The following is a 23,965-nucleotide window of genomic DNA, read 5'->3' as shown; positions in this document are numbered from 1 at the left end:
GCTCAGAAACGCGCCTCGAGGCCGACCCACGCGGCCCGCGGCGCGCCAGGACTGACGAACCGGAACTCGTCGTCGTAGGGCTCGTCGAGAATCCCGGCATCGCCCAGCGTGCCGAAGGTGGCGTACTCGGCGTCGAACACGTTCACGAGCTGGGCCACCAGCGAAAGCCGCCGCCCGAGACGCCACCGGGCCTGCGCATCCACCGTCATGAACCCGGGGACCGGGGCGAGCCGGTTGCCCTCGTCACCGCGCAGCATCTGGCTCGACTGGGCGCGCCACTGCACGCCGAGGTCGAGGGCGGCCACGGGGCGCGCGGCGAGCATCGCCCGCCCGACGTGCCGCGGCACACCAGGCAGCGTGTCGCCCTCCTCGACGGGCAACGCGCCGCCGTCGGCGTCCGGATGCAGGGCGCTGGGGACGAGCAGGTCGGCGCCGTAGGTGGCCGCCTGCCATGCATAACTGCCCGACACGGTGAGCCCGGCGATGCGCCAGTCGCCGGCCGCCTCGATGCCGTGCCGCCGGGTCCGCGCGACGTTCTCGAAGTGACCGGTGCCGCGGAGACGTCCGCTGCTGACGAAGATCAGGTCGTCACGCACCTGCGTGGCAAATGCGGCGACGCTCCAGCTGCCCCGCGATGCGTGCCCGCGGGCGCCGGCCTCGAGGGTGCGCGCCACGGGCATGTCCAGCGGCGGGTCCGACACGAAGGCGTTCGGCAGGCGACAGGGATCGTCGGGATCGGCGCATGTGAGCTCGACGGGCGTCGGCACGCGCGAGGCCTGCGACAGGCCGGCAAAGAGGTTGAGGCGATCGGTGACGTCCCAGGTGACGCCGGCCGCCGGGTTGAGGCGTGCGAAGGCGTGATCGCCGTCGAGGTCGTCGCCGAGCCGATCGCGCAGGACCACCGAGGACCAGTTGACCCGCGCCGCGGCCGTGAGGTGGACGCGCCGGGTCACGTCGATCGTGTCGCTGGCAAACACCGAGAGCGTCCGCGTGCGCGCATCCAGACCTACCGAGGCCTCCGGGTCCAGCACGCCCGTGCCGATCACCTGCCGGTCCTCGGTCAGGGTGCCGAACTCGCTCACCAACGCGAAGCCGCTGTCGGACAGGTCGGCCGACAGCCCGACGGTCGCGTGCTGCGCCCGTCCCTTCACTGGCCTGGTCCACACCAGTTGCGCCATGGCGCTGCCGGCGACGCTGTCGGTCCGGCTGCGATTCAGGAGGCCGGCGTCCTCGCCCAGCCCGGCGTCGTCATCGGCAGCATCGCCGTTGAGCGTCCGCAACCGCACGTCGCGCACGGAAGCCATCGCCTCGAGCCGGAGAGTCGGTGCGAAGAGGTGGTCGGCACGCCCGGTGACCGACACGAGATCGTGATCGGTCCGATCGGGGTAGGTGAAGACGGCACTCCGGTCGACCTCGAGCAGGCTCTCGGGCGCGGTGCCGTTGCCACTGAGGTCGTTGCTGGCCACCGTCGCCGCCACGTCGACCATCGTCGAGGCGCCCCGCCAGGACCCTCGCCCGAACGCGCGTCGCAAGGCCGACGGCGAGTGATCCCGCCAGCCCTGCTCGTCGAGCCACGAGCCGGCCAGGAATCCGGCCCACGGCCCCCGCGCCCCGCCGACCTCACCATCGCCGCGCACCCGCCCGAACGCGCCAGCCGACATGGCCAGGCGGCCGCCACGGCTCGAGAACCCGTCGCGGGTCCGCACCGAGATCGCGCCGCCGAGCGCGTTGAGGCCGAACATCGGGTTGGACCCGGGCATCACGTTGACGGTCGCCAGCGCCCCCGGCGGCAGGCTGTCCCAGTTCATGACGTCGCCGAAGGGCTCGTTGGCGCGCACCCCATCGACGTAGATGGCGAGCCCCTCGGAGGCCCCGAGCAAGGGGGAGGCCGAGAACCCGCGGAACACGACGTCAGGCTGGAACAGGCCGCCCTGGGCCTCGCTGGCCTGCAGGGTCGTGAGCCCCTGGGTCAGCAGGGCCCCGAGGTCGGTGACCGGCCCGGGAGCCGTCCTGGCGTCGATCACCTGCACGTTGGCGGGCAGGTGCGTGCGCGGCAGCCCCGAGCCATGCAGCGGCGTCACGGCGATCACGTCGACGGTCTCGGTCGCGGTGGCCGGGGCCGGGGGGCGAGCAGGCGCCGGTGTGGTCGACGTCGATGTGGGGGGCGCCGGCTCCTGCGCGTACGCCATCAGGGGGATGAGGAGGAGCGTGGCCGCCAGCACGAGGCGCATCCCGTCGATTCTGCCACTGCACAGTGGCGCGGCCCCACCGAAACGTGCCACCCTTTTCAGTCGTACACGCGTCGATAGTCACGACAGGATCGGGCGCCCCCGCGGCTGCCCGCATCCAGGGAGACACGGACACATGAGAGCTGGTTCAGCATGGGTCGCCGCGGCGGCGATCGGGGTGGCGCTGTCGGTCGGCGTCCGCGCCACCGAAGGGCCGCAGGCACCGGCGCAACCGCCGGTGATCGAAGGACACGGGGGTCCGCCCCCTCCAGGCACGCAGGCGCCGCAGGCGCCCGCGACCCCGGCCCCTCGGCCCGCCGGTGGCGGTGGCCAGGGTGGACCGGGCGGCGGCCAGGGTCGCTTCCCGGCCCAGCAGCGGCCGAAGGGTGACCCGGACGTCATCCAGCGCGGCCGCGGCATCTTCGCGGGAGCATGCGGCCCCTGCCACGGCGCCGACGCGCGCGGTGGCCAGCTCGGCGGCCCGAACCTGCTCCGCTCGGAGCTGGCCCTCAACGACAAGGCCGGCGAGCTGATGTACCCGGTCATCAAGAACGGCCGCCCGGGCACGCAGATGGTGGCCAGCCCGCTGCCCGACGAGGACATCCGCGCCGTCATCGCGTTCGTCCACGACCTCCAGAGCAAGATCGGCGGCCAGGGCAACCCGCCGCCCGGCGAGGAAGTGAAGCTCGACATCGTTGTCGGCGACGCCAAGGCCGGCGCGGCCTACTTCACCGCGAAGTGCGCCAGTTGCCACCAGCCCACGGGTGACCTCGCCGGCATCGCCACGCGCTATGCCGAGCCGAAGATGCTGCAGAACGCCTGGGTGTCGGGCGGCCGCATGGCCCGGTTCGGCCCGCCGGCGCCTGGCGCCGGCGCACCCCGCCAGCGCGCCGTGACGACGGCCACGATCACCACGGCGGCCGGCGAGAAGGTCACCGGCACGCTGGTGCGGCTCGACGACTTCACCGTCACCATCGCGCAGGCCGACGGCTCGCAGCGCACGTTCCGCCGCAACGGCGACGTGCCCAGGGTCGAAGTGACCGACCCGCTGGCCGGCCACCGCGACCTGCTGCGCGTGCTGACCGACGCCGACATGCACAACGTGACCGCCTACCTGGTGACGCTGAAATGAGAACGAACCGACTGATCCTGACCGTCGCCCTGGCGGCGGCGCCGATCGTGCTGGCTGGCCAGGCCCCCGCCCCGTCGTCGGCGCCCGCCCCGTCGCTCGATCCGAAGCGCCTCGTGCAACCGGTCGGCGAGGACTGGCCGACGTACTCGGGCGACTACACCGGCAAGCGCTTCAGCTCGCTGACGCAGGTCGATCGCACCACCGTCAAGCACCTGTCGCTGGCGTGGACGGCCCGGCTCACCGCCGGCACCGGCGCGGGCGGCGGTGGCCGCTTCCGCGCCCCCGGTGGCGCGCCGGTCATCGTCGGCGGCAACGGTCCCCAGGACCTGCCGGCCGTGCCCGCCAACGTCAAGGGCACGCCGCTGATGGTCAACGGCACGCTGTACGTGACCTCGCCCGACAACGTGTGGGCGCTCGACGCGCGCGACGGCCGCGAGCTCTGGCACTACTTCTGGCGCACCAAGGGCAGCACGCCGATTGCCAACCGCGGCGTCGGCATCTGGAAGGACTACCTGTACTTCGTCACGCCCGACAACTTCTTCGTGTCACTCGACGCCAGGACGGGCAAGGAGCGCTGGAACAAGGAGCACGCCGACTTCGACCAGCAGTACTTCTCGACGATGGCGCCGATCGTCGTCGACAACCACGTGCTGCTCGGCACCGGCAACGACATCGACTCGCCCGGCTACATCCAGTCGTTCGATCCGGAGACCGGCGAGGTACAGTGGCGCTTCTACACGGTGCCGATGAAGCAGGGCGACCCCGGCCTCGACACCTGGCCGAGCCTGCAGTCGGCCAAGTACGGCGGCGGCCACCCGTGGCTGCCGGGCGTGTACGACCCGGAGACGCGCCTCTACATCTTCGGCACCGGCAACCCGATCCCGGCCTACACCGCCGGCCGCGGCGAGGGCGACAACCTCTACACGTGCTCGCTCGTGGCGATCAACGTCGACACCGGCAAGATGGCCTGGGCCTTCCAGACCTCGCCGCACGACATGCACGACTGGGACTCGGCGCAGACGCCGATCCTGTTCGAGGGCCTGGTCAACGGCAAGATGCGCAAGCTCGTGTCGACGGCGGCGCGCAACGGCTACTTCTTCACGCTCGATCGCGTCACCGGTGAGCACGTGGTGACGTCCAAGTTCGGCGGCGACGCCAACTGGGCCAAGGAAGTCGACAAGAAGGGCGCCGTGCGCCGCAACCCGGTCAAGGATCCGACCGTGCCGGGCGCGCTGACCAACCCGACATCGGGCGGCACGATCAACTGGGAGCCGCCAGCCTACAACCCCCTCACCAAGTACTTCTACGTGACCGAGCGGAACGGCTACTCGATCTACTACCTCACCGACCCCGACCCGCGCGGCTCGATGGGCCTCGGCGGCAAGGAGGAAGTGTCGGTCGGCTCGACGGGCAACTTCCTCACGGCCATCGACCCGACCACCGGGAAGATCGTGTGGCGACGGCCGTATCCGAGCGCCGGCTTCGGCAACGGTGGTGGCGGCGGCCTGCTGACCACGGCGGGCAAGCTCGTGTTCGCGGGCGACGCGGGCGGCAACTTCGTCGCCTACGACGCCGAGACGGGCAAGCCGCTGTGGCACTCGCGCATCGGCAACGTGAGCAACGCGGCGGTCACGTACATGCTCGACGGACGCCAGCACATCCTGGTCGCCTCGGGCGACACGCTGTACGCCTTCGCGCTGTACGAGTAGGCGAGGCGACCGTCGGGCTTGACCGACGGTCGGCCTGAAGGTCGACCGCCACGGATTGACCAGTTCGTGGGCGTCGACCTTCAGGTCGACGCATACCCTTCCCTCGAGCCCCGTCGACCTGAAGGTCGACGGCTACCTGCGCAGGATCTTCCGCGCGTTGTCGCGGTACACCTTCTTCAGGATCCGGTCCGGCAGGCCGAAGCCGTGATACGGCCAGTGGTACAGCCGCAGGGTCTCCAGGTAGAAGTGCTCGTCCTCGGTCTCGAGGATGCGGAACGTCGAACGGTACATGTCGGCGTCCGTGCCCATGTCGGTGCCGTAGAGCAGCCGATCCTGGTACTTCTCGTAGAACTTCCGCATGGTGCGCGGGATCGGCGAGGTCTCGCCGAAGCGCGCGGCGATGTCCGCGTAGAGGTTCGGCGACGCGTCGAGCATCCGGGCCAGCATCGACAGGTCCGCGGTCGTGTTCGCGAAGTGGCAGGCGATGAACGTCGTGCGCGGGTGCTTCTTGACCGCGCGGGCCAGCGTCGCGATGACCTCGTCGTGGCCGAGCACGGCGGGATCGGCCGGGATCTTCCACTTGAAAGCGTTCATCAGGCCGTCGTTGGACCCGTCCATGGCCTCGTACATCCACTGGTCCTCGCCGACGTGGATGTTGACCGGCAGGCCGAGGTCGGCCAGCTTCTCGAAGATCGGATCCATGCGCGGGTCGTCGACGTGCATGCCGCCGGAGTTGCGCAGGCCGCGCCCCTTGTCGCTCAACTCGCCGACGCCGCGGACGCCCAGCCTGACACCGCGCTCGAGTTCGGCGATGACGCGGGCCGCGAAGTCGGGTTGGTCCGCGCCACTCAGGTCGAGCCCCGACCACACCTCGAACCGCCCCGGATACGCCTTGAAGAGCGCGATCGCGTCGTCGAGCCGCTTGCCCGTGCCGCCGACCATCACGACCGTCTTCTCGATGCCCACGTCGTCCATCGTCTTCACCCAGGCCGCGGCGGCTTCCGGCGTCTGCACGTAGGCATGGGAGTGCACGTCGATGACCGGGAACTTCGCCTTCGGCACCGCGGTCTGGGGGATGCGGTAGATGGAGATCGGCCGGTAGTCCTTGAGCAGCAGTTGATCGGGAGGCGTGGGAGCGGGTGGTGGCGTGGACGACTGGCCGGACGCCGCGTGCACGGTAAGGAGCAGGGCGAGGGCAGCCAGCGAGAGGACCGGTCGGGTGCGCATGCGCGCCATTATGGTCGGGGTCGTCGAGCGCGCCCGCAGCAACGCACCGTCGCTCGACCTGCGTGCCGACGGTTGCCGTGACGCCAACGCGCCGGTCGGGTCACAATGCGCGCATGAGGATTCGCTTCTCGTCCGCTTCCCCACTCCTCGCCGCGACGCTCCTCACGCTGGCCGCGGCCTGCGGCCGCTCCCCCGAGCCGGCCACGCAAGGCACGCCCGCGGCCGCGCCGGCCCCTGCCGCGCCGAGCCCATCGGCCGGGCCGCGCCTCTACGTGTCCAACGAGACACAGGGGCAGATCGTCGTGATCGACACCGCGACGCGGCAGGTCGTGCAGCGCATCGCCGTGGGCAAGCGCCCGCGCGGGCTGAAGCTCTCCAAGGACGGCACGCAGTTGTACGTGGCGCTCTCGGGTTCGCCGATCGCGCCGCCGGGGGTGGACGAATCGACGCTGCCCCCGCCTGACCGGTCCGCCGACGGCATCGGCGTGATCGACCTCGCCACGGGTGCCGTCGCGCGCCGCTACGACAGCGGCCAGGATCCCGAGAGCTTCGACCTCTCGACCGACGGGCGCACCCTGTACGTCTCCAACGAGGAGACGGCGGAGATGACGGTGCTCGATCTCGCCTCGGGCGAGATCAAGGCGCGCGTCAAGGTCGGCGAGGAGCCCGAGGGCGTCACCGTGAGTCCCGACGGGAAGACCGTGTGGGTCACCTGCGAGGAAGAGCACGAGATCGTCGGCGTCGACACCACGACGCTGAAGGTGGTCGGCCGGGTGACGACGGCCAAGCGACCGCGCACCATCGTGTTCACGCCCGACGGCGCGACGATGTTCGTGACCGGCGAGTTCGGGTTCGCGGTGTCGGTGGTCGACGCCGCCACGAAGAAGGTCGTCACGACCATCGACATGCCGGCGGGAGAGGGCGGCAAGCTCCCGGCCCGCCCGATGGGCGCGGTGCTGTCGGCTGACGCGAAGACGCTGTACGTGTCCAACGGCCGCGGCCGGTCGATCGCGGCCATCGACGTCGCGACGCGCGCCGTCACGCGCACGTATGCCGAGGTCGGCGAGCGCCCCTGGGGCCTGGCGCTGAGCGCCGACGGCCGCACCGCCTACACGGCCAATGGGCCGGGGGCTGACGTGTCGGCGATCGACCTGGAGTCGGGGGCGGTGACGAAGATCCCCACCGACGGCAGCCCGTGGGGCCTGGTCATCTCGGCCGTGCGCTGATCGTGCACTCCATGCATGCGTGCCCAGCCGTCCTCGCCATCCTCGTCGTCGCGCTCGTGGCGATGCGTCCCATGACCGCGCCGGCGCAGGTCACCGCTCCGCCTTCGGAGACGTGGCGCTTCGATCGCGTCGACCGAATCGGCGGCCGCGACGTCACGCGGCTCGGCGACCCGCGGGTCGTCGACTCCCCACTGGGCCGGGTCGTCGAGTTCGATGGCGTGGACGACGCGCTGCTGGTGGCAGGCCATCCCCTCGAGGGCGCCCAGGCCTTCACGTGGGAGGCAGTGTTCCGCCCCGACGGCGGCGCCCGCGAGCAGCGCTGGTTCCACCTGCAGGAGGACGGATCGGACAATCGCCGGCTGTTCGAGATCCGCGTCGCCGGCGAGCAGTGGTTCCTCGACGCGTTCGCGTTCTCCAACGGCAATGAGAAGGCGCTCATCAACCGTGAAGCGCTGCACCCGGTGGGCCGCTGGTACCACGTCGCCGCGGTGTACGACGGCACCACGTTCAGCAGCTACGTGGACGGCGTGAAGCAGCTCGACTTCCCGCTCGAGATCGCGCCGCTGAAGGCCGGCCGCACGTCGGTCGGCGTGCGCATCACGCTGGTGAACTACTTCAAGGGCGCGATCCACTCGGCCCGCTTCACGCGTCGAGCGCTGGCGCCCAGCGAGTTCGAGGGCACACAGAGGTAGGGCGGCGTGTCCCACGCCGCCACTGTCGACAACGGTGCGGCCTTCGTCATTCGGCCGTCGGCCTTCGGATGCTTCCTCGGCATCCCCGGCATCACGACATCATCACGGCGCGGTGAGACACCGCGCCCTACCCCCGACGGCATCGCGGCATTCCCAGGGCGCCGAATGATCAGGGCGCCATCTCCACCTGCCCGAGGAGCTCGCGCTCGTAGGCGAACACGCCCGGCAGGCCGCCGGTGTGCATGAACAGCACCTGCTCGCCGTCGCGGAAGTGGCCCTCACGTGCGAGCCCGATGAGGCCGGCCATGATCTTGCCGGTGTACACCGGGTCGAGGATGACGCCTTCCGTGCGCGCGAGCCACTGCGTCGCCTCGACCATGCGGGCGTTGGGCACCGAGTACTTCGGCTGCCAGTAGCCGCCGACGCAACGGACCGCCTCGACGGGCACCTGCACGCCGGTGCCGAGCAGGTCGTGCACCGCCTGCGCCTCCTTGAGCACGAGCGGCACCTGATCCTGCGGGTCGCGGCTCACGCCGATGCCGGTCAGCGTCGCGTCGTAGCGATGCCCGACGAACCCCGCGAGCATGCCGCCGTGCGTCCCGGAGCTGCCGGAGCCGACGATCACGTGGTCGAAACGGACACCCATGTCGAGGCTCTGGGCCATGAGTTCCTGCACGCACGCGACGTAGCCGAGCCCGCCAATCGCGTTCGACCCGCCGCCGGGGATGGCGTAGCCCTTGCGTCCCTCACCGGCGAGCGCCTCGACCTCCCGCTGCATCTCCGCCGCCATGTCGGTGCCCGCCGGCACCACGCGCATCGACTCCACGCCCATGAGGCGGAACAGGAAGTGGTTGCCGCTGGCATCCTCTCGGAAGCTGTGCGGCACCCGCTCCTCGATCACGAAGCGGCACCGCAGCCCTTCCTTCACCGCCGCCGACAGCGTGATGCGGCAGTGGTTGCTCTGCGGCGCCCCGCACGTCACCAGCGTGTCGGCCCCCTGGGCGAGCGCATCGGCGACGAGGAACTCGAGCTTGCGCGTCTTGTTGCCACCCGGGAACAGCCCCAGCATGTCGTCGCGCTTGATCCAGATCTCGGGTCGATGTCCCGCCGGGCACTGCGCCGCCAGCGCCGCGGTGAAGTGCGGCAGACGCTCGATGGGCGTGGGGGCGTGGGAGTACCGGCGACGAGGAAAGCGCGACAGATCCATGGCTGCACACCTTACAGCAGGGCAGTCGGTAGTGGGCAGTCGGCGGTCGGCAGTCGGCAGTCGGCAGTCGGTCGCAGCAGGCTGTCGGCAGTCAGGGCCCGCTCCCGGCGCCCGGCGCCCGGCACCCGGTGCCCGGTGTTCGGTGCCCGGTGCCCGGTGCCCGATCCCTGTCATATGACACCTGCCGTGCTTGCACGCCGCGCGCGCCGCACGCAGGATGTCTGCATGTCGCGCCGGAGCATGCGGATGGCAAACGAGGGCCGGGGGCGTCGTATGTGCGCCTGTTGTCGCCCCGCCATGCCTCCTGCTTCCTCGCCGACCGCGACCACCTGCTGACACGCCGTCTCTGACGTCCAGCCCTCGTCGTTGCCGCAGCCCGGAAGCACACCTTCCGGGCTTTCGTGTTTCTGCGGCCATGTCGACGACCGGGCCGCCCTGTCGGGGACCTACGTGATCACGCGCTTCAGCCTGCTGCTCGTCCTCATCGTCACTGCCGCCTGCGGTGGATCGTCGTCGGCGCCGACCGGCGGCACGGTGACGGTGCGCGTGGCGCACTTCCCCAACCTCACCCATGCCGTGGCGATGGTCGCGCTCGCCAATGGCGGCGTGCGCACGGCGCTCGCCCCCAACACCGTCGAGGTGAAGACCTTCGGTACCGGCCCGCAGGCCATCGAGGCGCTGCTGGCCGGCGAGATCGACATCGCCTACGTGGGCCCCAGTCCGGCGGTGAACGGGTACGTGAAGAGCCGCGGCGAGGCCCTGCGCGTGATCGCCGGCGCGTCGAGCGGCGGCGCGTTGTTCGTGATCCGACCGGAGGCGGGCATCCGCACGCCGGCCGACCTGGCGGGCAAGCGCATCGCGACGCCGCAACGCGGCGGCACCCAGGACATCGCGCTGCGGGTTCTCGCCCGCGATGCCGGCCTGAAGACGGCCGACGAGGGCGGCACCTTCGCCATCGTCCCGACACAGCCGGCCGACATCCTCACGTCCTTCCAGCGAGGCCAGATCGACGGCGCCTGGGTGGCCGAACCGTGGGGTACACGGCTGATCCAGGAAGCCGGCGCCACGGTGTGGTTCGACGAGCGCAGCAAGTGGCCGGGCGAACGCTTCGCGACGACGCACGTGATCGTCGCCACCCGCTTCCTCGAGGCGCATCCGGACCTCGTTCGCGCGTTCCTGCGCGCCCACGTCGACGCCGTCCAGTGGATCGACGGGCACCAGACCGAGGCCGCAGCGCTGGCCAACCGCGAGATCGCCCGCATCACGACGGCGGCCCTGCCGCCGGCGGTCCTCGAGACCGCGTTCCGCCACGTGGACTACACCTGGGACCCTCTGGCCTCGACGGTCGCGGTGATGGCCGACCACGCGTTCCAGCTCGGGTTCCTGGGCACCAGCACGCCGGACCTGTCGGCCCTGTACGCCCTCGAGCCGTTGAACGCCGTGCTGAAGGAGAAGGGCTTGCCGCCCGTGGCGGGAGGATCGCGATGAGCGCCGGCCGATCGCTGCGCCTGTCGGGCGTGCAGCGGACGTACGCGTCGGGCGACCGCGTCGTCGAGGCGCTCGCCCCGACCGACCTCGAGGTCGCCGCCGGCGAGTTCGTGTGCCTGCTCGGCGCCAGTGGCTGCGGCAAGTCGACGCTCCTGCAGCTCATCGCGGGCCTCGACACGCCGACCAGCGGCACGGTGACGGTCGGCGACACGCCGGTCACCGGCACTTCGCCCGACCGCGTCCTGCTCTTCCAGGACGCGGCGCTCTTCCCGTGGCTCACCGTCGAGGAGAACGTCCGCTTCGGCCTCCGGCACTCGTCGCGACCGGTGGCGGAACAGCACGACATCGCGTGCGACTGGATCGCCCGCGTCCACCTCGAGGGCTTCGAGCGGGCCTGGGTGCACCAGTTGTCGGGCGGCATGCGCCAGCGGGCCGCGCTGGCGCGCGCCCTTGCGACCGACCCGTCGGTGCTGCTGATGGACGAGCCCTTCGGGGCGCTCGACGCGCTCACCCGCGACCGCCTGCACCACGAGCTCGAATCGCTGTGGGCCGCCACGGGCAAGACCGTGGTGTTCGTGACCCACAACGTGCGCGAGGCCGTGGCGCTCGGCGATCGCGTGATCGTCCTGTCGCCTCGCCCCGGCCGCGTCGTCGGCGACTTCCGGATCGACCTGCCCCGCCCGCGCGCGCTCGAGGACATCGCGGTCCTCGAACGGGCAGCCGAGGTGATGACCGTCCTGCGGCAAGCGCTCGACGCGACGACCGAGCCGAGCCTGCTCGAGGCCTGACATGAACAATCCCAGCCAGACGGCAACGCTGACGGCCGGCTCGCAGAGCCGACCCTACCCACATTCGAGCCGGGCAGACCGACGATCGAGCGGGACCGAGGCACTCGCTGGCCGGCCTGGCGGGCCGATTGCCGGGCTCGTCTCGCCGGCCACGGCGCGCCGCGCGGTGTTCTTCGCGCTGCTGCTCGTCGGCTGGGAGGCGCTGTCGCGGTTCGGGCCGTGGCCCGACTACCTGCTGCCCGGCCCGGTGGCCGTGGGCGCGTCGCTGGCCGAGGGCATCCGCAGCGGCGTGTTCGTGCGTGGGGCGGCCTCGAGCCTGCTGCGGCTCGTTGTGGGATACGGCATCTCGCTGATCGGCGGCGTCGGGCTCGGCTTGCTGCTGGCGCGCTTCCGCGGCCTCCGCGAGACGCTCGGCACCCTCATGGTCGGCCTGCAGGCGCTGCCGAGCGTGTGCTGGCTGCCGCTCGCCATCCTGTGGTTCGGCCTCAGCGAGCGCGCCATCGTGTTCGTGGTGGTGATGGGCTCGCTGTTCTCGATCGTGCTCGGCGTGCGCGACGGCATCGCCAACACGCCACCCGTGTTCGTGAAGGCCGCGCGCAACCTCGGCGCCTCCGGCTGGCGCCTCTACGTCGAGGTGGTGTTGCCTGCCGCGTTCCCGACCGTGCTCGCCGGGCTGAAGCAGGGCTGGGCCTTCGCGTGGCGGTCGCTGATGGCCGCCGAACTCCTCTACTACTCGCTGTCGCTCGGCAACCTCCTGCAGACCGGACGTGACCTCAACGACGCCGCGCGCGTGATGGCGGTGATGGTGCTCATCGTCGCCATCGGCGTGGCGTTCAACCAGTGGATCTTCGCGCCCCTCGAGCGCCGCGTCGCGACGCGCTGGGGCCTTGGCGCCGCCGGCGCATGACTTCTCCCATGGCCACACACCACGACACCCACGACCTGCATGCCCTCGCCTCGGCGCTCGAGGCCCTCGACCTTCCCGGCCGCCTCCGCCTGGTGGCCGACCGCTTCCCCGGCACGGTGGCGTTCTCGACGTCGCTCGGCCAGGAAGACCAGGTGATCACCGACGCGATCTGGACCCACGACATCCCGATCCGCATCTTCACGCTCGACACCGGCCGCCTCTTCGAGGAGACCCACGCGCTCATCGACGCGACACGCGAGCGGTACGGGCGCCAGATCGAGGTCTACTTCCCGGACGCGGCCGAGGTCGAGGTGTTCGTCGGCACGCGGGGCCACCACAGCTTCCGCGCGTCGGTGGACGACCGCAAGGCCTGCTGCGAGTTGCGCAAGGTGCGGCCGCTGGCGAGGGCGCTCCAGGGCGTGCGCGTGTGGGTGACCGGCCTGCGGCGCGAGCAGTCGGCCAACCGGCAGGGCATGCGCATCGTGGAGTGGGACGAGGGCTACGGCCTGCTCAAGTTGAACCCGCTCATCGAGTGGTCGCTCGACGAGGTCGTCGCCTACCTCGACGAGCACGACGTGCCCGACAACCCCCTGCACGCCCAGGGTTACGTGAGCATCGGCTGCGCGCCATGCACCCGCCCCATCGCGCCGGGCGAGGACCCGCGCGCCGGCCGGTGGTGGTGGGAGGCCTCCAAGAAGGAGTGCGGACTGCATCGCGTCCTCACGCCGGTGGCGGCGCGCGACGCCCAGGAACAGTCATGAGCAAGCTGAACGTCGAACAGGTCAAGGCCGAGAGCCACGGGCTCCGCGGTCCGTTGGCCGGAGATCTCGAGAGCGCCGACGCGTACCTGAGCGAGGCCGGCAAGGTCCTGATCAAGTTCCACGGGTCGTACGAGCAGACCAACCGGGACAAGCGGGGTGCGGCCGCCAAGGAATACATCTTCATGGTGCGCAGCAAGCTGCCCGGCGGCCGGCTCACCGCCGCGCAGTACCTCGCGCACGACGACATCGCCACCCGCTTCGGCAACGGCACGCTGCGCATCACGACGCGGCAGGGCATCCAGTTCCACGGCGTGGTGAAAGGGCACCTGCGCGACACCATCCGCAGCCTCAACCACGCGCTGGTGACGACGTTCGGCGCGTGCGGCGACGTGGTGCGCAACGTGATGTGCTGTCCCGCGCCCTCCGACGACCCGCGCCGCGTCGCCGTGCAGCGCATCGCCGACCAGTTGAGCGCCGCGACCCTGCCGCGCACGAAGGCGTACCACCAGATCTGGGTGGACGGCGAGGCCATCGTCGCCGACGAGGAGGACCCGCTCTACGGCACCACCTACCTGCCGCGCAAGTTCAAGGCCGCGATCGCCTTCGCGGGCGACAACTGCATGGACATCTTCACCAACGACGCGGGCCTCATCGCGCTGTTCGGGGAGGATGGCGCACTCGCCGGCTTCAACGTGGTGGCCGGCGGCGGGATGGGCGTGACCCACAACAAGGAGGCGACGTTCGCGCGCCTGGCCGACGTGATCGGCTTTGTCGCCCCCGAGCATGCCGTCGACGTCGTGAAGGCCATCGTGACGGTGCATCGCGACTTCGGCGACCGCACCAACCGCAAGCACGCGCGGCTCAAGTACGTGCTCGAGGAGCAGGGCGTCGAGTGGTTCCGCCGCGAACTGCAGGCCCGCGTGCCGTTCGCGATCGAGGACCCGCGGCCGATGCCGCCCTTCGTGGTGCTCGACCACCTCGGATGGACCGAGACCTCGCCCGACACCTGGTCGATCGGCCTGCCGGTGGACTCCGGGCGCATCGCCGACGTCGGGCCCCGGCGCCTGCGCACCGGAATCCGCGAGGTCGTCTCGCGCTTCGGGGCGAGCGTGCAGTTGACCGCGCAGCAGAACATCCTGCTGTCGGGCCTGCGCGACGCGGACCGCGGCGCCGTCGAGGCCCTGCTGGCCGCTCACGGCATCGTCACCGTCGAGCGCATCAGTGGCGTGCGCCGCAACAGCCTCGCCTGTCCCGCCCTGCCGACGTGCGGCCTGGCCATCAGCGAGGCCGAGCGCGTGCTGCCCCGCGTGATGGGTGACATCGACGCGGCGCTGGCCGACGAGGGACTGGCTGGGCTGCCGATCGTGTTCCGGATGACCGGCTGCCCCAACGGCTGCGCCCGACCGTACGTGGCGGAAGTCGCGCTCGTCGGTCGGTCGCTCGACAAGTACCTGTTGTACCTGGGCGGCGACCGGGCGGGCACGCGCCTCGCGCGGCCGTTCCAGGACCTGGTCCCACTCGGCCAGGTGGCCGACACGTTGAAGCCGCTGTTCTCGCGGTATCGCGACGAGCGCCAGGGCGACGAGGGTTTCGGCGACTTCTGCGATCGCGTCGGCTTCGACGTGCTCAAGGCCACCATCACGGAGGCCGCCGTCGCGGGTGCGTGACCCCATGCCCTTCTACCCCGTCTACCTCGATCTCCACGGGCGCGCCTGCCTCGTCGTCGGCGGCGGGCCGATCGCGACGGGCAAGGTGCGCGGGTTGATCGAGGCCGGCGCCCTGGTCACGGTGGTCGCGCCGGAGGCGGGTCAGGACATCACGGCGTGGGCCGCCGAGCAGGCGGTGACGTGGCACCGCCGGGCATTCGAGCCCGCTGACCTCGACGGGCAGTTCCTGTCGTACGCCGCAACCGACGACCGGGATCTCAACGCGCGCATCTATCGGCTCGCGGAGCAGGCCGGGCGCGTGGCCAACGCGGTGGACGACCTCGACCACTGCAACTTCATCGCGCCGGCGATCGTGCGGCAAGGCCCGGTGCAGGTGGCGGTGTCGACCGCGGGCACGAGTCCGGCGCTCGCCAAGCAGATTCGCGATCGCATCCGGGACGAGGTGCTGACGCCGCAGACGGGCGTCCTCGCCGAGTATCTCGGCAGCTGGCGGCCTGAGGTGAGGAACCACGTGGACACCTACGAGCGCCGCCAGGCCTTGTGGGAAGGCGTCCTCGAGGGCTGCGTGCCCGCGCTGGTCGCCGAGGGTGACCGCGTGCGGGCCGACGCGGCGATGCGGGAGTTCCTGGCGCGCGCGACGCGCCAGAGCGATCAGCAGGCCCGGTGCGTGGTCGGGTCCGACCGGCCCGACGTGTGCAGGGCATGCAAGGGAGTGTGACGTGAGTGAAGTGACTGGCAAGGCCTATCTGGTGGGCGCCGGCCCCGGCGCGCCGGACCTGATCACGCTGCGAGGCGTCGAGGCGCTGCGGCAGGCCGACGTGGTGCTGTACGACCGGCTCACGCACCCGGCGCTCCTGGAGCACGCGCCCGCGCACGCATTGCGCTGCTACGCCGGGCGAGCCCCGGGGGCGCCGGGCGACGACCGCCAGGAGACCATCCACGCACAGCTGATCGAGCACGCGCGCGCCGGTCGCGTGGTCGTGCGGCTGAAGGGTGGCGACCCGTTCGTGTTCGGGCGTGGCGGCGAGGAGATGCTTGCGCTGGCCGAGGCCGGCGTGCCGTTCGAGGTCGTGCCTGGCGTCACCTCGTCAATCGGCGTCCCCGGCGTGGCCGGGATCCCGGTCACGCACCGCGGCGCGTCGACGGCCTTCGCCGTGTTCACCGCGCACGAGGCGGAAGACGCGACGGCCGGGCCGGTCGACTGGGTCGTGGCGGCCCGCGTGCCGACGGCGGTGTTCCTGATGGGGGTCGAGCGATTGCCGGTGATCGTGTCGAAGCTGGTGGCGCACGGACGCCGCGTCGATACGCCGATCGCAGTGGTCGAGCAGGGCACGACCGACGGCGAGCGCGTGACCACCGGCACGCTGGGCACCATCCTGGCGCGCACCAGGGACGTGCGGCCGCCGGCGACGATCGTGGTTGGCGAGGTGGTGGCGGTGCGGGAGACGGTGCGGGCGCTGCAGGCAGGCCAGCCCGCGTGGCCGGTGGCAGCGGCGCTGTCGCCGCGCGAACACCGCCGGGCGCCAGCGGCGGCGAGGGTTGCCGCCCGCCGGCGCGCCTAGGCAGGGCTACTTCTTCGGCTTCGGATCCTTGCGCTCGATCGTCGTCAGGCGCGTCGGCTCCTGGCCGTAGATCTCGAGCTCGAGACGGCCGTCCTTGACCGAGATGTTGGTCTGGGTGAGCAGCTTGCCCTCGCCCTTGGTGCTGCCGGCCGGGAAGCGCATCTCGATCAGGGTGAAGGGATAGTCGGTGGTGCGCGTCTGGTTCCGGGCGGCGAAGAACGACACCGGCTTGTCGGTCACGACGACGATCTGCGTGGAACCGTCGGGCAGCTTGTTCTGGCGGGCGTACTTCAGGTCCCAGCCGATGCTCTGCGGGCTGCGGATGTAGCCCGTGCGCGGCTCGATGTCCTGCAGCTTGTCCCGCAGCTTGTCCTGGTCGCGGCGCAGGTCCTTGGTGCCCATGAGCATGTCGACAAGGACCGCGCGCTCGGGATCGGTCGTCCACCGTTCGATGACGATGTCCAGGCGCCCGGCGCGGCCGCCCTGCAGGTTCATCGCCACGGCCTCGAACCGCACCGGATCCTTCTTGGTCGGCTCGACGGCCGCCGTCTGCGCCTGCGCAGGCACGACCGCGAGGGCAGTCAGGACGACGCCCAACGTCGCCATGAGCAGCTTCTTCATCCGCATCCCTCCTGAGGAAAAGTCCCCGCCAGTCAGGCGGTGCTTGGCACTATACCAATCCCTGCCGAAAGAGATGCCTCGCTGAAGGGCGAGTCCGGTACACTCGCGCACGACTCAGCCGGGAGGACGAATGTCGGTGCGTGTGGCGATCATCGGGGCGGGGCTCTGGGGCAACAATCATGCGGTGGCCTTGCAGGACCACCCGGGCTGCGATGTGGTGCTGGTGTGCGACCGCGACGCGCGCCGGGCCGAGGCGGTCGCGGGCCGGTTGGGGTGCCGCTGGACGACAGAGGTCGCCGAGGTGGCCGACAGCGACGTCGATGCCGTGACGGTCGCGACACCGGATCACCTGCATGCCGCGCCGGTGATCGCGATGCTGGAAGCGGGCAAGCACGTGCTGGTCGAGAAGCCACTGGCGACGACGGTGGCCGAGGCGCGGGCGATGGTGGAGACCGCGGCGCGCGCCGGGCGATCGTTGATGGTGGACTTCCACGCGCGGTGGCACCCCCTGTACATGGGCGCGAAGGCCTACGTCGAGCGGGGCGACCTGGGCGCCCCGGTGATGGCCTACGCGCGCCTCAGCGACACGATCCACGTGCCGACGTCGATGCTGTCCTGGGGCGGCCAGTCGGGTCCCGAGTGGTTCCTGTTCCCGCACACCATGGACCTGATCCGCTGGCTGTTCCAGCGCGAGCCCGTCGAGGTGTACGCCAAGGGCACGCGCGGCGTGCTCGAGGGACGCGGCATCCCGTGCTGGGACACCATCCAGGCCCTCGTCGAGTTCGAGGGGGGCGCCATCTGCACCTTCGAGACGTCGTGGATCCTGCCCGACAGCTTCACCAACGTGGTGGACAACCGCATCTCGGTGTATGGCGAGAAGGGCGGGCTGGAGGTGAAGAACGAGCCGTCGCTGTGGGCGTTCACCGACCGTTACCACACGCCGTTTTCGTCCACGTCGGTGACGCGGTACGGCAAGGCCTGGGGCTACCAGTACGAGCCGATCCGCTACTTCGTCGACTGCATCGCCAGGGGCGTGACGCCGGAGTCCACGGGCCATGACGGCCTCGTCAACACGGCGATGATCGCCGCCACCCTCCAGTCACTGGCCGAGAAGCGTCCCGTGCGCCTGGCGGAGATCCTGGGCTGACGGTGTAGCCGTCGCCTGGCCGGACGTAGCCGTTGCCCTTGAGGACGTAGCCGTAGCCCCAGGGGACGTAGCCGTTGCCCTTGGGCAACGGGTCAGCGATGCTTCGCAAACGATCACTGACCGTCGGCCAAGGCCGACGGCTACGCCTTCCGCGTTCGCCGTCGGCGTTCGGCGTTCGACGTTCCAACGCCTACCACCCCGTCCGGTACTCCCGCGTGAGGAACTGGTTGGCGGCGGCGTTGTTGGTCACGCGCATGTTCGGGCCGTCGTAGAGGATCTTCGACCTGGCGCGCAGCGACACCAGGCCGAGCAGCATGATCTCGTGCAGGTGCGCGGCGTAGGAGAAGGGGCTGGACAGCGTTTCCTGTCCCTTGATCGCCCGGATCCAGTTCATCTCGTGGCCCTGGTGCGGCACGCGCGCGAGCCGCTCCTTCGGGGCACCGGTCGCGTTGTGCAGGGCCGACGGCAGCAGGCGCGGCGGCATGCCCTCGTTGCAGAGCAGCTTGCCTTTCGTTCCGATGTAGAGGATCCCGCCCGACGCGACGAGCCGCGCGTCGCCCTCGAGCTCCTCCGGGGTCGGCGGGAGGAACCCACCGTCGTACCACGTCAGCCGCACCGCCTTGCGCGCCCCCTTGGCCGGGAAGTCGTAATGCGTCATCGTCGCAAGGGGGAACGTGACGTCGTTGAACGGCGTCGACGTGGTCTCGACCGCCGTCGGCAAGTCGAGGTCGAGCGCCCACACCGGGAAATCGATCAGGTGCGCGCCCATGTCGCCGAGCGCGCCCTGGCCCCAGTCCACCCAGCCGCGCCAGTTGAACGGGTGGTACAGCGGGCTGTACTCGACGGCCGGCGCCACGCCGAGGAACAGGTTCCACGACAGTGTCGATGGCGGTGCCGCCGTCGCCGCCAGCGTCGACACCCCCGCCTGCATCAGCGACTGCTGCGACACGCGTCCGGCACGGGCGTCGGCCGGCAGCGGCGCCGGGCGCGGAATCCCCTGCGGCCAGATCGGCCGGTTGGTCCACACGTGCACCTGCGTGACGTCGCCGATGACACCCGAGGTGATGTAGTCGACGCCGCGGCGGTTCTCGTCGGCCGAGTGCCGCTGGTTGCCGCACTGCGCCTGCACCTTCGTCTCGGCGGCCCGCCTCGCCAGTTGCCGCGCCTCCGACACGCACCACGCCATCGGCTTCTGCACGTAGACGTGCTTGCCGAGGTCCATGGCGGCCAGCGCGATCGGCGCGTGCATGTGATCGGGCGTCGCGACGATCACCGCGTCGATGTCCTTCTGTCGCTCGAACATCTCCCGGTAGTCGGCGTACTTGCGGATGCGCGACGACGAGGCGACGAACTTCTGCAGGTTCGCCGCGGCATCCTCGGCCGGCACGCGCGCGTTGGCGTCCTGCTGGGCCTTCGAGGGTCCCCAGTCCTGCCACGCCGACCAGCCGGGCACCGTCGGCCGCTGGCCGCCACGCGGCCCGCCGGCGGCCCCGCCCGGCGCCGCTTCCTGCGCCCAGCGCGCGATGCGCGCGTCGAGCAACGCCATGTCGACGTCGCAGAACGCGACGACGTTCTGGCTCATCACCGCGCGGGTGTTGTTGGCACCCATCCCGCTCACGCCGACCACGGCGACGTTGACGAGATCGCTCGGCGCCTGCAGGCCACGCCCGAGGACGTGCCTGGGCACGATGCTGAGGGCGGCCCCGGTGCCGGCGGCGGTGGAGAGGAAGTGTCGGCGCGAGATGCCGTGGGACGCGTCTGTAGGCATGGAGGACTCCGGACCAACGGCGCGGTCGGAGACCGCGCCCTACCCTATGTGGGGCGCCTGGTCGGCAGACCGCGCCCTACCCTATGTGGGGCGCCTGGTCGGCAGACCGCGCCCTGCTTTATGTCGAGCGCCCGGTCGGCGGACCGCGCCCTGTGTGGCTGAACGCCAGCCCGCTCCTGCACCCGTTCCGGCGGCTACGTGCCGGCGATGATCAGGTCGAGGCGGCGATTGCGCTCCTCGAACGGGATGTCGCCGTTGCTCTCGATGGTCAACCAGCCGTCGTACTTGATGGTTTCCAGCGCCTGACGGAGCACCGGCCAGCGCACGCTGCCCTCGCGGATGTTGACCGATCGGCCACGGCCGTCCGGATCGGCGGGGTCGAGCAGGTAATCCTTGACGTGGATCTTGGCGATCAGGTCGCCGAGCGTGAGGATCCACTGCTCCGGCGGCGCGAAGCGCACGTGGTTGCCGATGTCGTAGTAGGCCTTCACCCACGGGCTCCTGAACGAGGCCACGAAGTGCCGGAAGATCTCCGGCTGCACCCACAGGTTGTTGCTCACGTTCTCGAGGGCGATCACCACGCCGGCCTTCTCCGCGGCCGGGATCAGCCGCGTCACCCACTCGCGCGAGGCGTCGGTGGCGTGGTTGTGGGCCTTGATGTAGTCGGCATACGGCGCGTTGTCGCCGTAGACCACCTGGGTGAGGTGGCCGGTCGCCTCGTCGAAGCGGATGCGGAACTCCCATGGACGCGGCATCCGCAGCGGCGGCCCACCGGCGAACGTGCCGGTTTGCCGCCTCGGGCCGGCGCCCTGGCCACCGATGCGGCACGGCACGAGCAGCACGGTCTCGGCGCCGAACGCCTTCGCGGTGCGGAGCGCAGCCTCGCTCTCGGCGAACGTCCGCTCGACCTCGCTGCGGTCGGGGCTGTTGAACTCCGCCCACCCGTAGAGCACCGAGTGGATCTTCATCCCGAGTCGGTCGGCCGCTTCGCGCATCTTCGCAGCCTGCGCCTCCGGGATGACGCGACCTTCGACGCCGTCGAAGCCGGCGTCCTTCATCTTCTTGAGATCGTCTTCGGTCGGCTCGGCGATGAGCGCCTTGCGCGGCTTCGTGGTGAACGCCAGCGACGACACGGGCGGCTGCGGTGCCCTGCCGGCGGCCGGCGATGCCGGCGTCGGCGCCGGCGCCTGAGCGGCCGTGGTGCGCGCGCCGAGACCGAGTCCGGCGGCCATGCCGGCCGAGGACGAGAGGAAATGACGACGATTCACTGTGCCTCCACGAGTTGGCGCCACCGCGCGCCCGAGCCTGCCGCTGGCGCCGCTCACCATCACGCGGTGCCTGTCATCGGCGGGCCCATCATATCGATCCGCGCCGGCCACTGCTCGTGGTCGGACGCGCCGTGCTTCGACTCACTGTGGGCCGAAGCGCCGGCACCCGCTGCGGGAGATCACGGCTTAGGATGGAGCCCATGCGCAGGCTTCCCGGCTCCCGCCACGCAGCGACCGCTGTCGTCCTCGCCGTCGCCCTGTGCGGCGTCGTCGCCTCGGCCCGGCAGGCACCGGCGCCGAGGGTGCCGCTGCGCGGCATCTACGGCGGCATCCCCCAGGAAGTACTCGACTCCGGGCGTTCGCTGCGTGCCTTCGGCATCGACGCGGTGTGGCTCGGCTCCGGCAGCATCACCACGGAGCGGTTGGCGCTGCTGCGCGCCGAGGGCGTGCAGGTGTACGCCGAGTTCAACACGCTGCACGTCGCCGAGTACGTCAAGAGCCACCCGGATGCCGCGCCAGTCGGCGCCGACGGCGAGGTCAGCCCGCCGCCCGATGGCTGGCAGGGCGTCTGCCCGACCCACGAGGGCTATCGGGCACAACGGATGGAGGCCTTCAGGACGCTGCTCACCAGGTTCGCCATCGACGGCGTGTGGCTCGACTACCACCACGCCCATGCGAGCTGGGAACAGGCCACGCCCAACATGCCCGACACGTGCTTCTGCGCGCGCTGCCTCGACCGCTTCCAGAAGGCGACCGGAATCACGCTGCCGGCCGGCGCGACGCGCGATCGCGCCCGCGGCTTGCTGACCACGCACCGTGACGCCTGGGTGCGATGGCGACTCGGTGTGTTCACCGACTGGGTCAGGGAGTTCGATGCCATCCGCGACCAGGTACGCCCCGCCGCCCTGCTGGGCACGTTCCACAATCCGTGGACCGACGAGGACTTCGGCGGCGCGCGACTGAAGACGCTGGCCATCGACCTGCGGGCGCAGGCCGCCTACATCGACGTCTTCAGCCCGATGCCCTACCATGCGCGCTTCGGACATGCGAACGACCCGGCGTGGATCGCGCGACAGGTGAGCTGGCTCGGGCGGTACCTGGGCATCGCCGGCAAGCCCGGCGAGCGCCATCGCATCTGGCCAATCGTCCAGATCTCGGATTGGGGCGAGCCCGTGCCGCTGGCGCAGGTCGGCACGGTGCTCGAGGCAGGGGCGCGCCGCCCGGCCACCGGCGTGATGGTCTTCGCCTGGGGCGGGCTGCGTTCGCAGCCCGAGAAGATCGAGGCCATCGGCCGTACCTTCCGCGCCATGGGAGCAACGCAATGACGCGACATCTCACCACGCGTTCGACCGACGTGGGTCCGGTGGTCGAGCACGAACTGGCCCGCACCGGCGGGCTGCTGCGCCTGGCCCCGTGCTGGGTGCCGCGCCGCTTCGTGCGTCCCGGGCAGCGCCTCAAGCTGCATCCCGACGACCTCTACGCCTTCGGTCTCGACCGGGGCGGCATCGACGAACGCTGGCTCGGATCGACGGTCGAGGCGATGAACCCGGGCCGGCGGGACGACGAGGGACTCTCGTACGCGGTCATCGGCGACGAGCGCCTGCTGCTGCGCGACGCGGTAGCCGAGTGCGGTGCGGTGCTGGTCGGTGAGGCCACCTGGCAGCGCTACGGCCGCTGGCCCGTGTTCTCGAAGTTCTTCGACAACCAGGGCCCCATTCCCCATCACCTGCACCAGGACGCGGCGCAGGCCGCGCGCGTCGGCCGTGAGGCCAAGCCGGAGGGTTACTACTTCCCCGCGCAGATGAACCTGCGCGCCAACGACTTCCCGTACACGTTCTTCGGCCTGGCGCCCGGCACGACGAAGGCCGACGTCCGCCGCTGCCTCGAACGGTGGCACGACGGCGACAACGGCATCCTCGACTTCAGCCAGGCGTCGCGCCTCGAGCTCGGCACCGGATGGCTGGTGCCGCCCCGCATGCTGCACGCGCCAGGCTCGCTCTGCACCTACGAGCCGCAGTGGGCCTCGGACGTCAAGTCGATGTACCAGTCGCTCGTCGACGGGCAGGCCGTGCCGCGCGACCTGCTCGTGCAGGACGTACCGCCGGAGCATCACGACGATCTCGACTACCTGGTCGAGCAGCTGGACTGGGAACTGAACCTCGACCCGACGTTCCGGGAGCGGCACCTGCTGAGGCCGCGCGTCGCCCGAGAGGGGACCGGCTTCGTCGACCGCTGGGTGGTCTACGGCCGGTTCCTCGAGGGCGACCTGTTCTCGGCCAAGGAGCTGTCACTCGAGCCCGGTGCGACGTGCACCGTACGCGATGCGAGTGCCTGGACGCTGGTCTGCGTGCAGGGGACCGGCACGATCAACGGCGAGCCGATCTCGAGCCCGTCGATGCTCCGGGTGAACGAACTCTCGGACGACGAGTGGTTCTGCAGCGAGTCGGGCGCGCGGCAGGGCGTGACGTTCACCAACACGTCACGCACCGAGCCGTTGGTCACGCTGCGCTGCTTCGGCCCTGGGGGACAGGCAACGTTTGACGTCTAACGTTTGACGTTTGACGTTT

20 protein-coding genes are annotated in these 23,965 nt (G+C 70.9%); 14 read left to right on the top strand and 6 right to left on the bottom strand.

The window, feature by feature from the left end; translation table 11 throughout:
- Positions 1-2: 2 nt before the first annotated feature.
- Positions 3-2,231, bottom strand: a complete 2,229-nt coding sequence (locus TBR22_RS08435) for a TonB-dependent receptor (RefSeq protein ID WP_239492531.1) — start codon at positions 2,229-2,231, stop codon at positions 3-5.
- Positions 2,232-2,364: 133 nt separating this feature from the next.
- On the opposite strand from TBR22_RS08435, the gene TBR22_RS08430 reads away from it, so the two are divergent.
- Both TBR22_RS08430 and TBR22_RS08425 read left to right on the top strand, forming a co-directional pair.
- The gene (locus tag TBR22_RS08430) at positions 2,365-3,360 is read left to right on the top strand and encodes a c-type cytochrome (protein WP_239492530.1); all 996 of its coding nucleotides are present in this window, start codon (positions 2,365-2,367) and stop codon (positions 3,358-3,360) included.
- Complete coding sequence (locus TBR22_RS08425; protein ID WP_239492529.1) at positions 3,357-5,069, top strand: acido-empty-quinoprotein group A; 1,713 nt, start codon at positions 3,357-3,359, stop codon at positions 5,067-5,069. Before TBR22_RS08430 ends, TBR22_RS08425 begins: the two co-directional genes overlap by 4 nt.
- Before the next feature lie 132 nt (positions 5,070-5,201).
- On the opposite strand, the gene TBR22_RS08420 is transcribed toward TBR22_RS08425, so the two are convergent.
- Positions 5,202-6,296: an amidohydrolase family protein gene (locus TBR22_RS08420; RefSeq protein ID WP_239492528.1), complete on the bottom strand. Its 1,095-nt coding sequence runs from the start codon at positions 6,294-6,296 to the stop codon at positions 5,202-5,204.
- 113 nt (positions 6,297-6,409) lie between these two features.
- Here TBR22_RS08420 and TBR22_RS08415 point away from each other — a divergent pair, with 113 nt between their 5' ends.
- Positions 6,410-7,522 carry a beta-propeller fold lactonase family protein gene (locus tag TBR22_RS08415; protein WP_239492527.1) on the top strand — a complete coding sequence of 371 codons (1,113 nt, stop codon included), beginning with the start codon at positions 6,410-6,412 and terminating at the stop codon, positions 7,520-7,522.
- 11 nt (positions 7,523-7,533) lie between these two features.
- The gene (locus TBR22_RS08410) at positions 7,534-8,214 is read left to right on the top strand and encodes a LamG domain-containing protein (RefSeq protein WP_239492526.1); all 681 of its coding nucleotides are present in this window, start codon (positions 7,534-7,536) and stop codon (positions 8,212-8,214) included.
- Between the two features lie 169 nt (positions 8,215-8,383).
- Here the strand turns inward: TBR22_RS08410 and TBR22_RS08405 are convergent, their stop codons facing one another.
- Positions 8,384-9,421, bottom strand: a complete 1,038-nt coding sequence (locus TBR22_RS08405) for a D-cysteine desulfhydrase (RefSeq protein ID WP_239492525.1) — start codon at positions 9,419-9,421, stop codon at positions 8,384-8,386.
- A 450-nt stretch (positions 9,422-9,871) separates the two neighbouring features.
- On the opposite strand from TBR22_RS08405, the gene TBR22_RS08400 reads away from it, so the two are divergent.
- The 7 genes from TBR22_RS08400 to cobA are packed head-to-tail and all read left to right on the top strand — an operon-like array spanning position 9,872 to position 16,594.
- The gene (locus TBR22_RS08400; protein WP_239492524.1) at positions 9,872-10,909 is read left to right on the top strand and encodes an ABC transporter substrate-binding protein; all 1,038 of its coding nucleotides are present in this window, start codon (positions 9,872-9,874) and stop codon (positions 10,907-10,909) included.
- A complete protein-coding gene (locus TBR22_RS08395) occupies positions 10,906-11,697 on the top strand; it encodes an ABC transporter ATP-binding protein (RefSeq protein ID WP_239492523.1) in 792 nt (263 codons plus the stop codon). The genes TBR22_RS08400 and TBR22_RS08395 overlap by 4 nt, the downstream gene beginning before the upstream one ends.
- 1 nt (position 11,698) lies before the next feature.
- A complete protein-coding gene (locus TBR22_RS08390) occupies positions 11,699-12,604 on the top strand; it encodes an ABC transporter permease (protein ID WP_239492522.1) in 906 nt (301 codons plus the stop codon).
- A gap of 8 nt (positions 12,605-12,612) precedes the next feature.
- Complete coding sequence (locus TBR22_RS08385) at positions 12,613-13,365, top strand: phosphoadenylyl-sulfate reductase (protein ID WP_239492521.1); 753 nt, start codon at positions 12,613-12,615, stop codon at positions 13,363-13,365.
- Complete coding sequence (locus tag TBR22_RS08380) at positions 13,362-15,032, top strand: NADPH-dependent assimilatory sulfite reductase hemoprotein subunit (RefSeq protein ID WP_239492520.1); 1,671 nt, start codon at positions 13,362-13,364, stop codon at positions 15,030-15,032. Before TBR22_RS08385 ends, TBR22_RS08380 begins: the two co-directional genes overlap by 4 nt.
- A gap of 4 nt (positions 15,033-15,036) precedes the next feature.
- Complete coding sequence (locus TBR22_RS08375; RefSeq protein ID WP_239492519.1) at positions 15,037-15,750, top strand: bifunctional precorrin-2 dehydrogenase/sirohydrochlorin ferrochelatase; 714 nt, start codon at positions 15,037-15,039, stop codon at positions 15,748-15,750.
- Between the two features lies 1 nt (position 15,751).
- Positions 15,752-16,594 (top strand): uroporphyrinogen-III C-methyltransferase, encoded by an 843-nt coding sequence (gene cobA / locus TBR22_RS08370; RefSeq protein WP_239492518.1) that lies wholly within the window; start codon positions 15,752-15,754, stop codon positions 16,592-16,594.
- Positions 16,595-16,600: 6 nt separating this feature from the next.
- On the opposite strand, the gene TBR22_RS08365 is transcribed toward cobA, so the two are convergent.
- Positions 16,601-17,215 carry a hypothetical protein gene (locus TBR22_RS08365; RefSeq protein WP_239492517.1) on the bottom strand — a complete coding sequence of 205 codons (615 nt, stop codon included), beginning with the start codon at positions 17,213-17,215 and terminating at the stop codon, positions 16,601-16,603.
- A 130-nt stretch (positions 17,216-17,345) separates the two neighbouring features.
- Here TBR22_RS08365 and TBR22_RS08360 point away from each other — a divergent pair, with 130 nt between their 5' ends.
- A complete protein-coding gene (locus TBR22_RS08360; RefSeq protein ID WP_239492516.1) occupies positions 17,346-18,362 on the top strand; it encodes a Gfo/Idh/MocA family protein in 1,017 nt (338 codons plus the stop codon).
- 190 nt (positions 18,363-18,552) lie between these two features.
- Here TBR22_RS08360 and TBR22_RS08355 read toward each other — a convergent pair whose 3' ends face one another.
- Both TBR22_RS08355 and TBR22_RS08350 read right to left on the bottom strand, forming a co-directional pair.
- Positions 18,553-20,130: a Gfo/Idh/MocA family protein gene (locus TBR22_RS08355; protein WP_239492515.1), complete on the bottom strand. Its 1,578-nt coding sequence runs from the start codon at positions 20,128-20,130 to the stop codon at positions 18,553-18,555.
- A 194-nt stretch (positions 20,131-20,324) separates the two neighbouring features.
- Entirely contained in the window at positions 20,325-21,398 is a 1,074-nt protein-coding gene (locus TBR22_RS08350; protein WP_239492514.1) for a sugar phosphate isomerase/epimerase, read from the bottom strand.
- 200 nt (positions 21,399-21,598) lie between these two features.
- Here TBR22_RS08350 and TBR22_RS08345 point away from each other — a divergent pair, with 200 nt between their 5' ends.
- Entirely contained in the window at positions 21,599-22,723 is a 1,125-nt protein-coding gene (locus tag TBR22_RS08345) for a hypothetical protein (protein ID WP_239492513.1), read from the top strand.
- Positions 22,720-23,946, top strand: coding sequence for a hypothetical protein (locus TBR22_RS08340; protein ID WP_239492512.1), 1,227 nt, complete (start codon positions 22,720-22,722; stop codon positions 23,944-23,946). The genes TBR22_RS08345 and TBR22_RS08340 overlap by 4 nt, the downstream gene beginning before the upstream one ends.
- Positions 23,947-23,965 lie beyond the last annotated feature (19 nt).

Source organism: Luteitalea sp. TBR-22, assembly GCF_016865485.1.
In the GTDB taxonomy this organism is placed as follows: Bacteria; Acidobacteriota; Vicinamibacteria; order Vicinamibacterales; family Vicinamibacteraceae; genus Luteitalea.
This window is presented reverse-complemented; position numbering and strand designations above follow the sequence as displayed.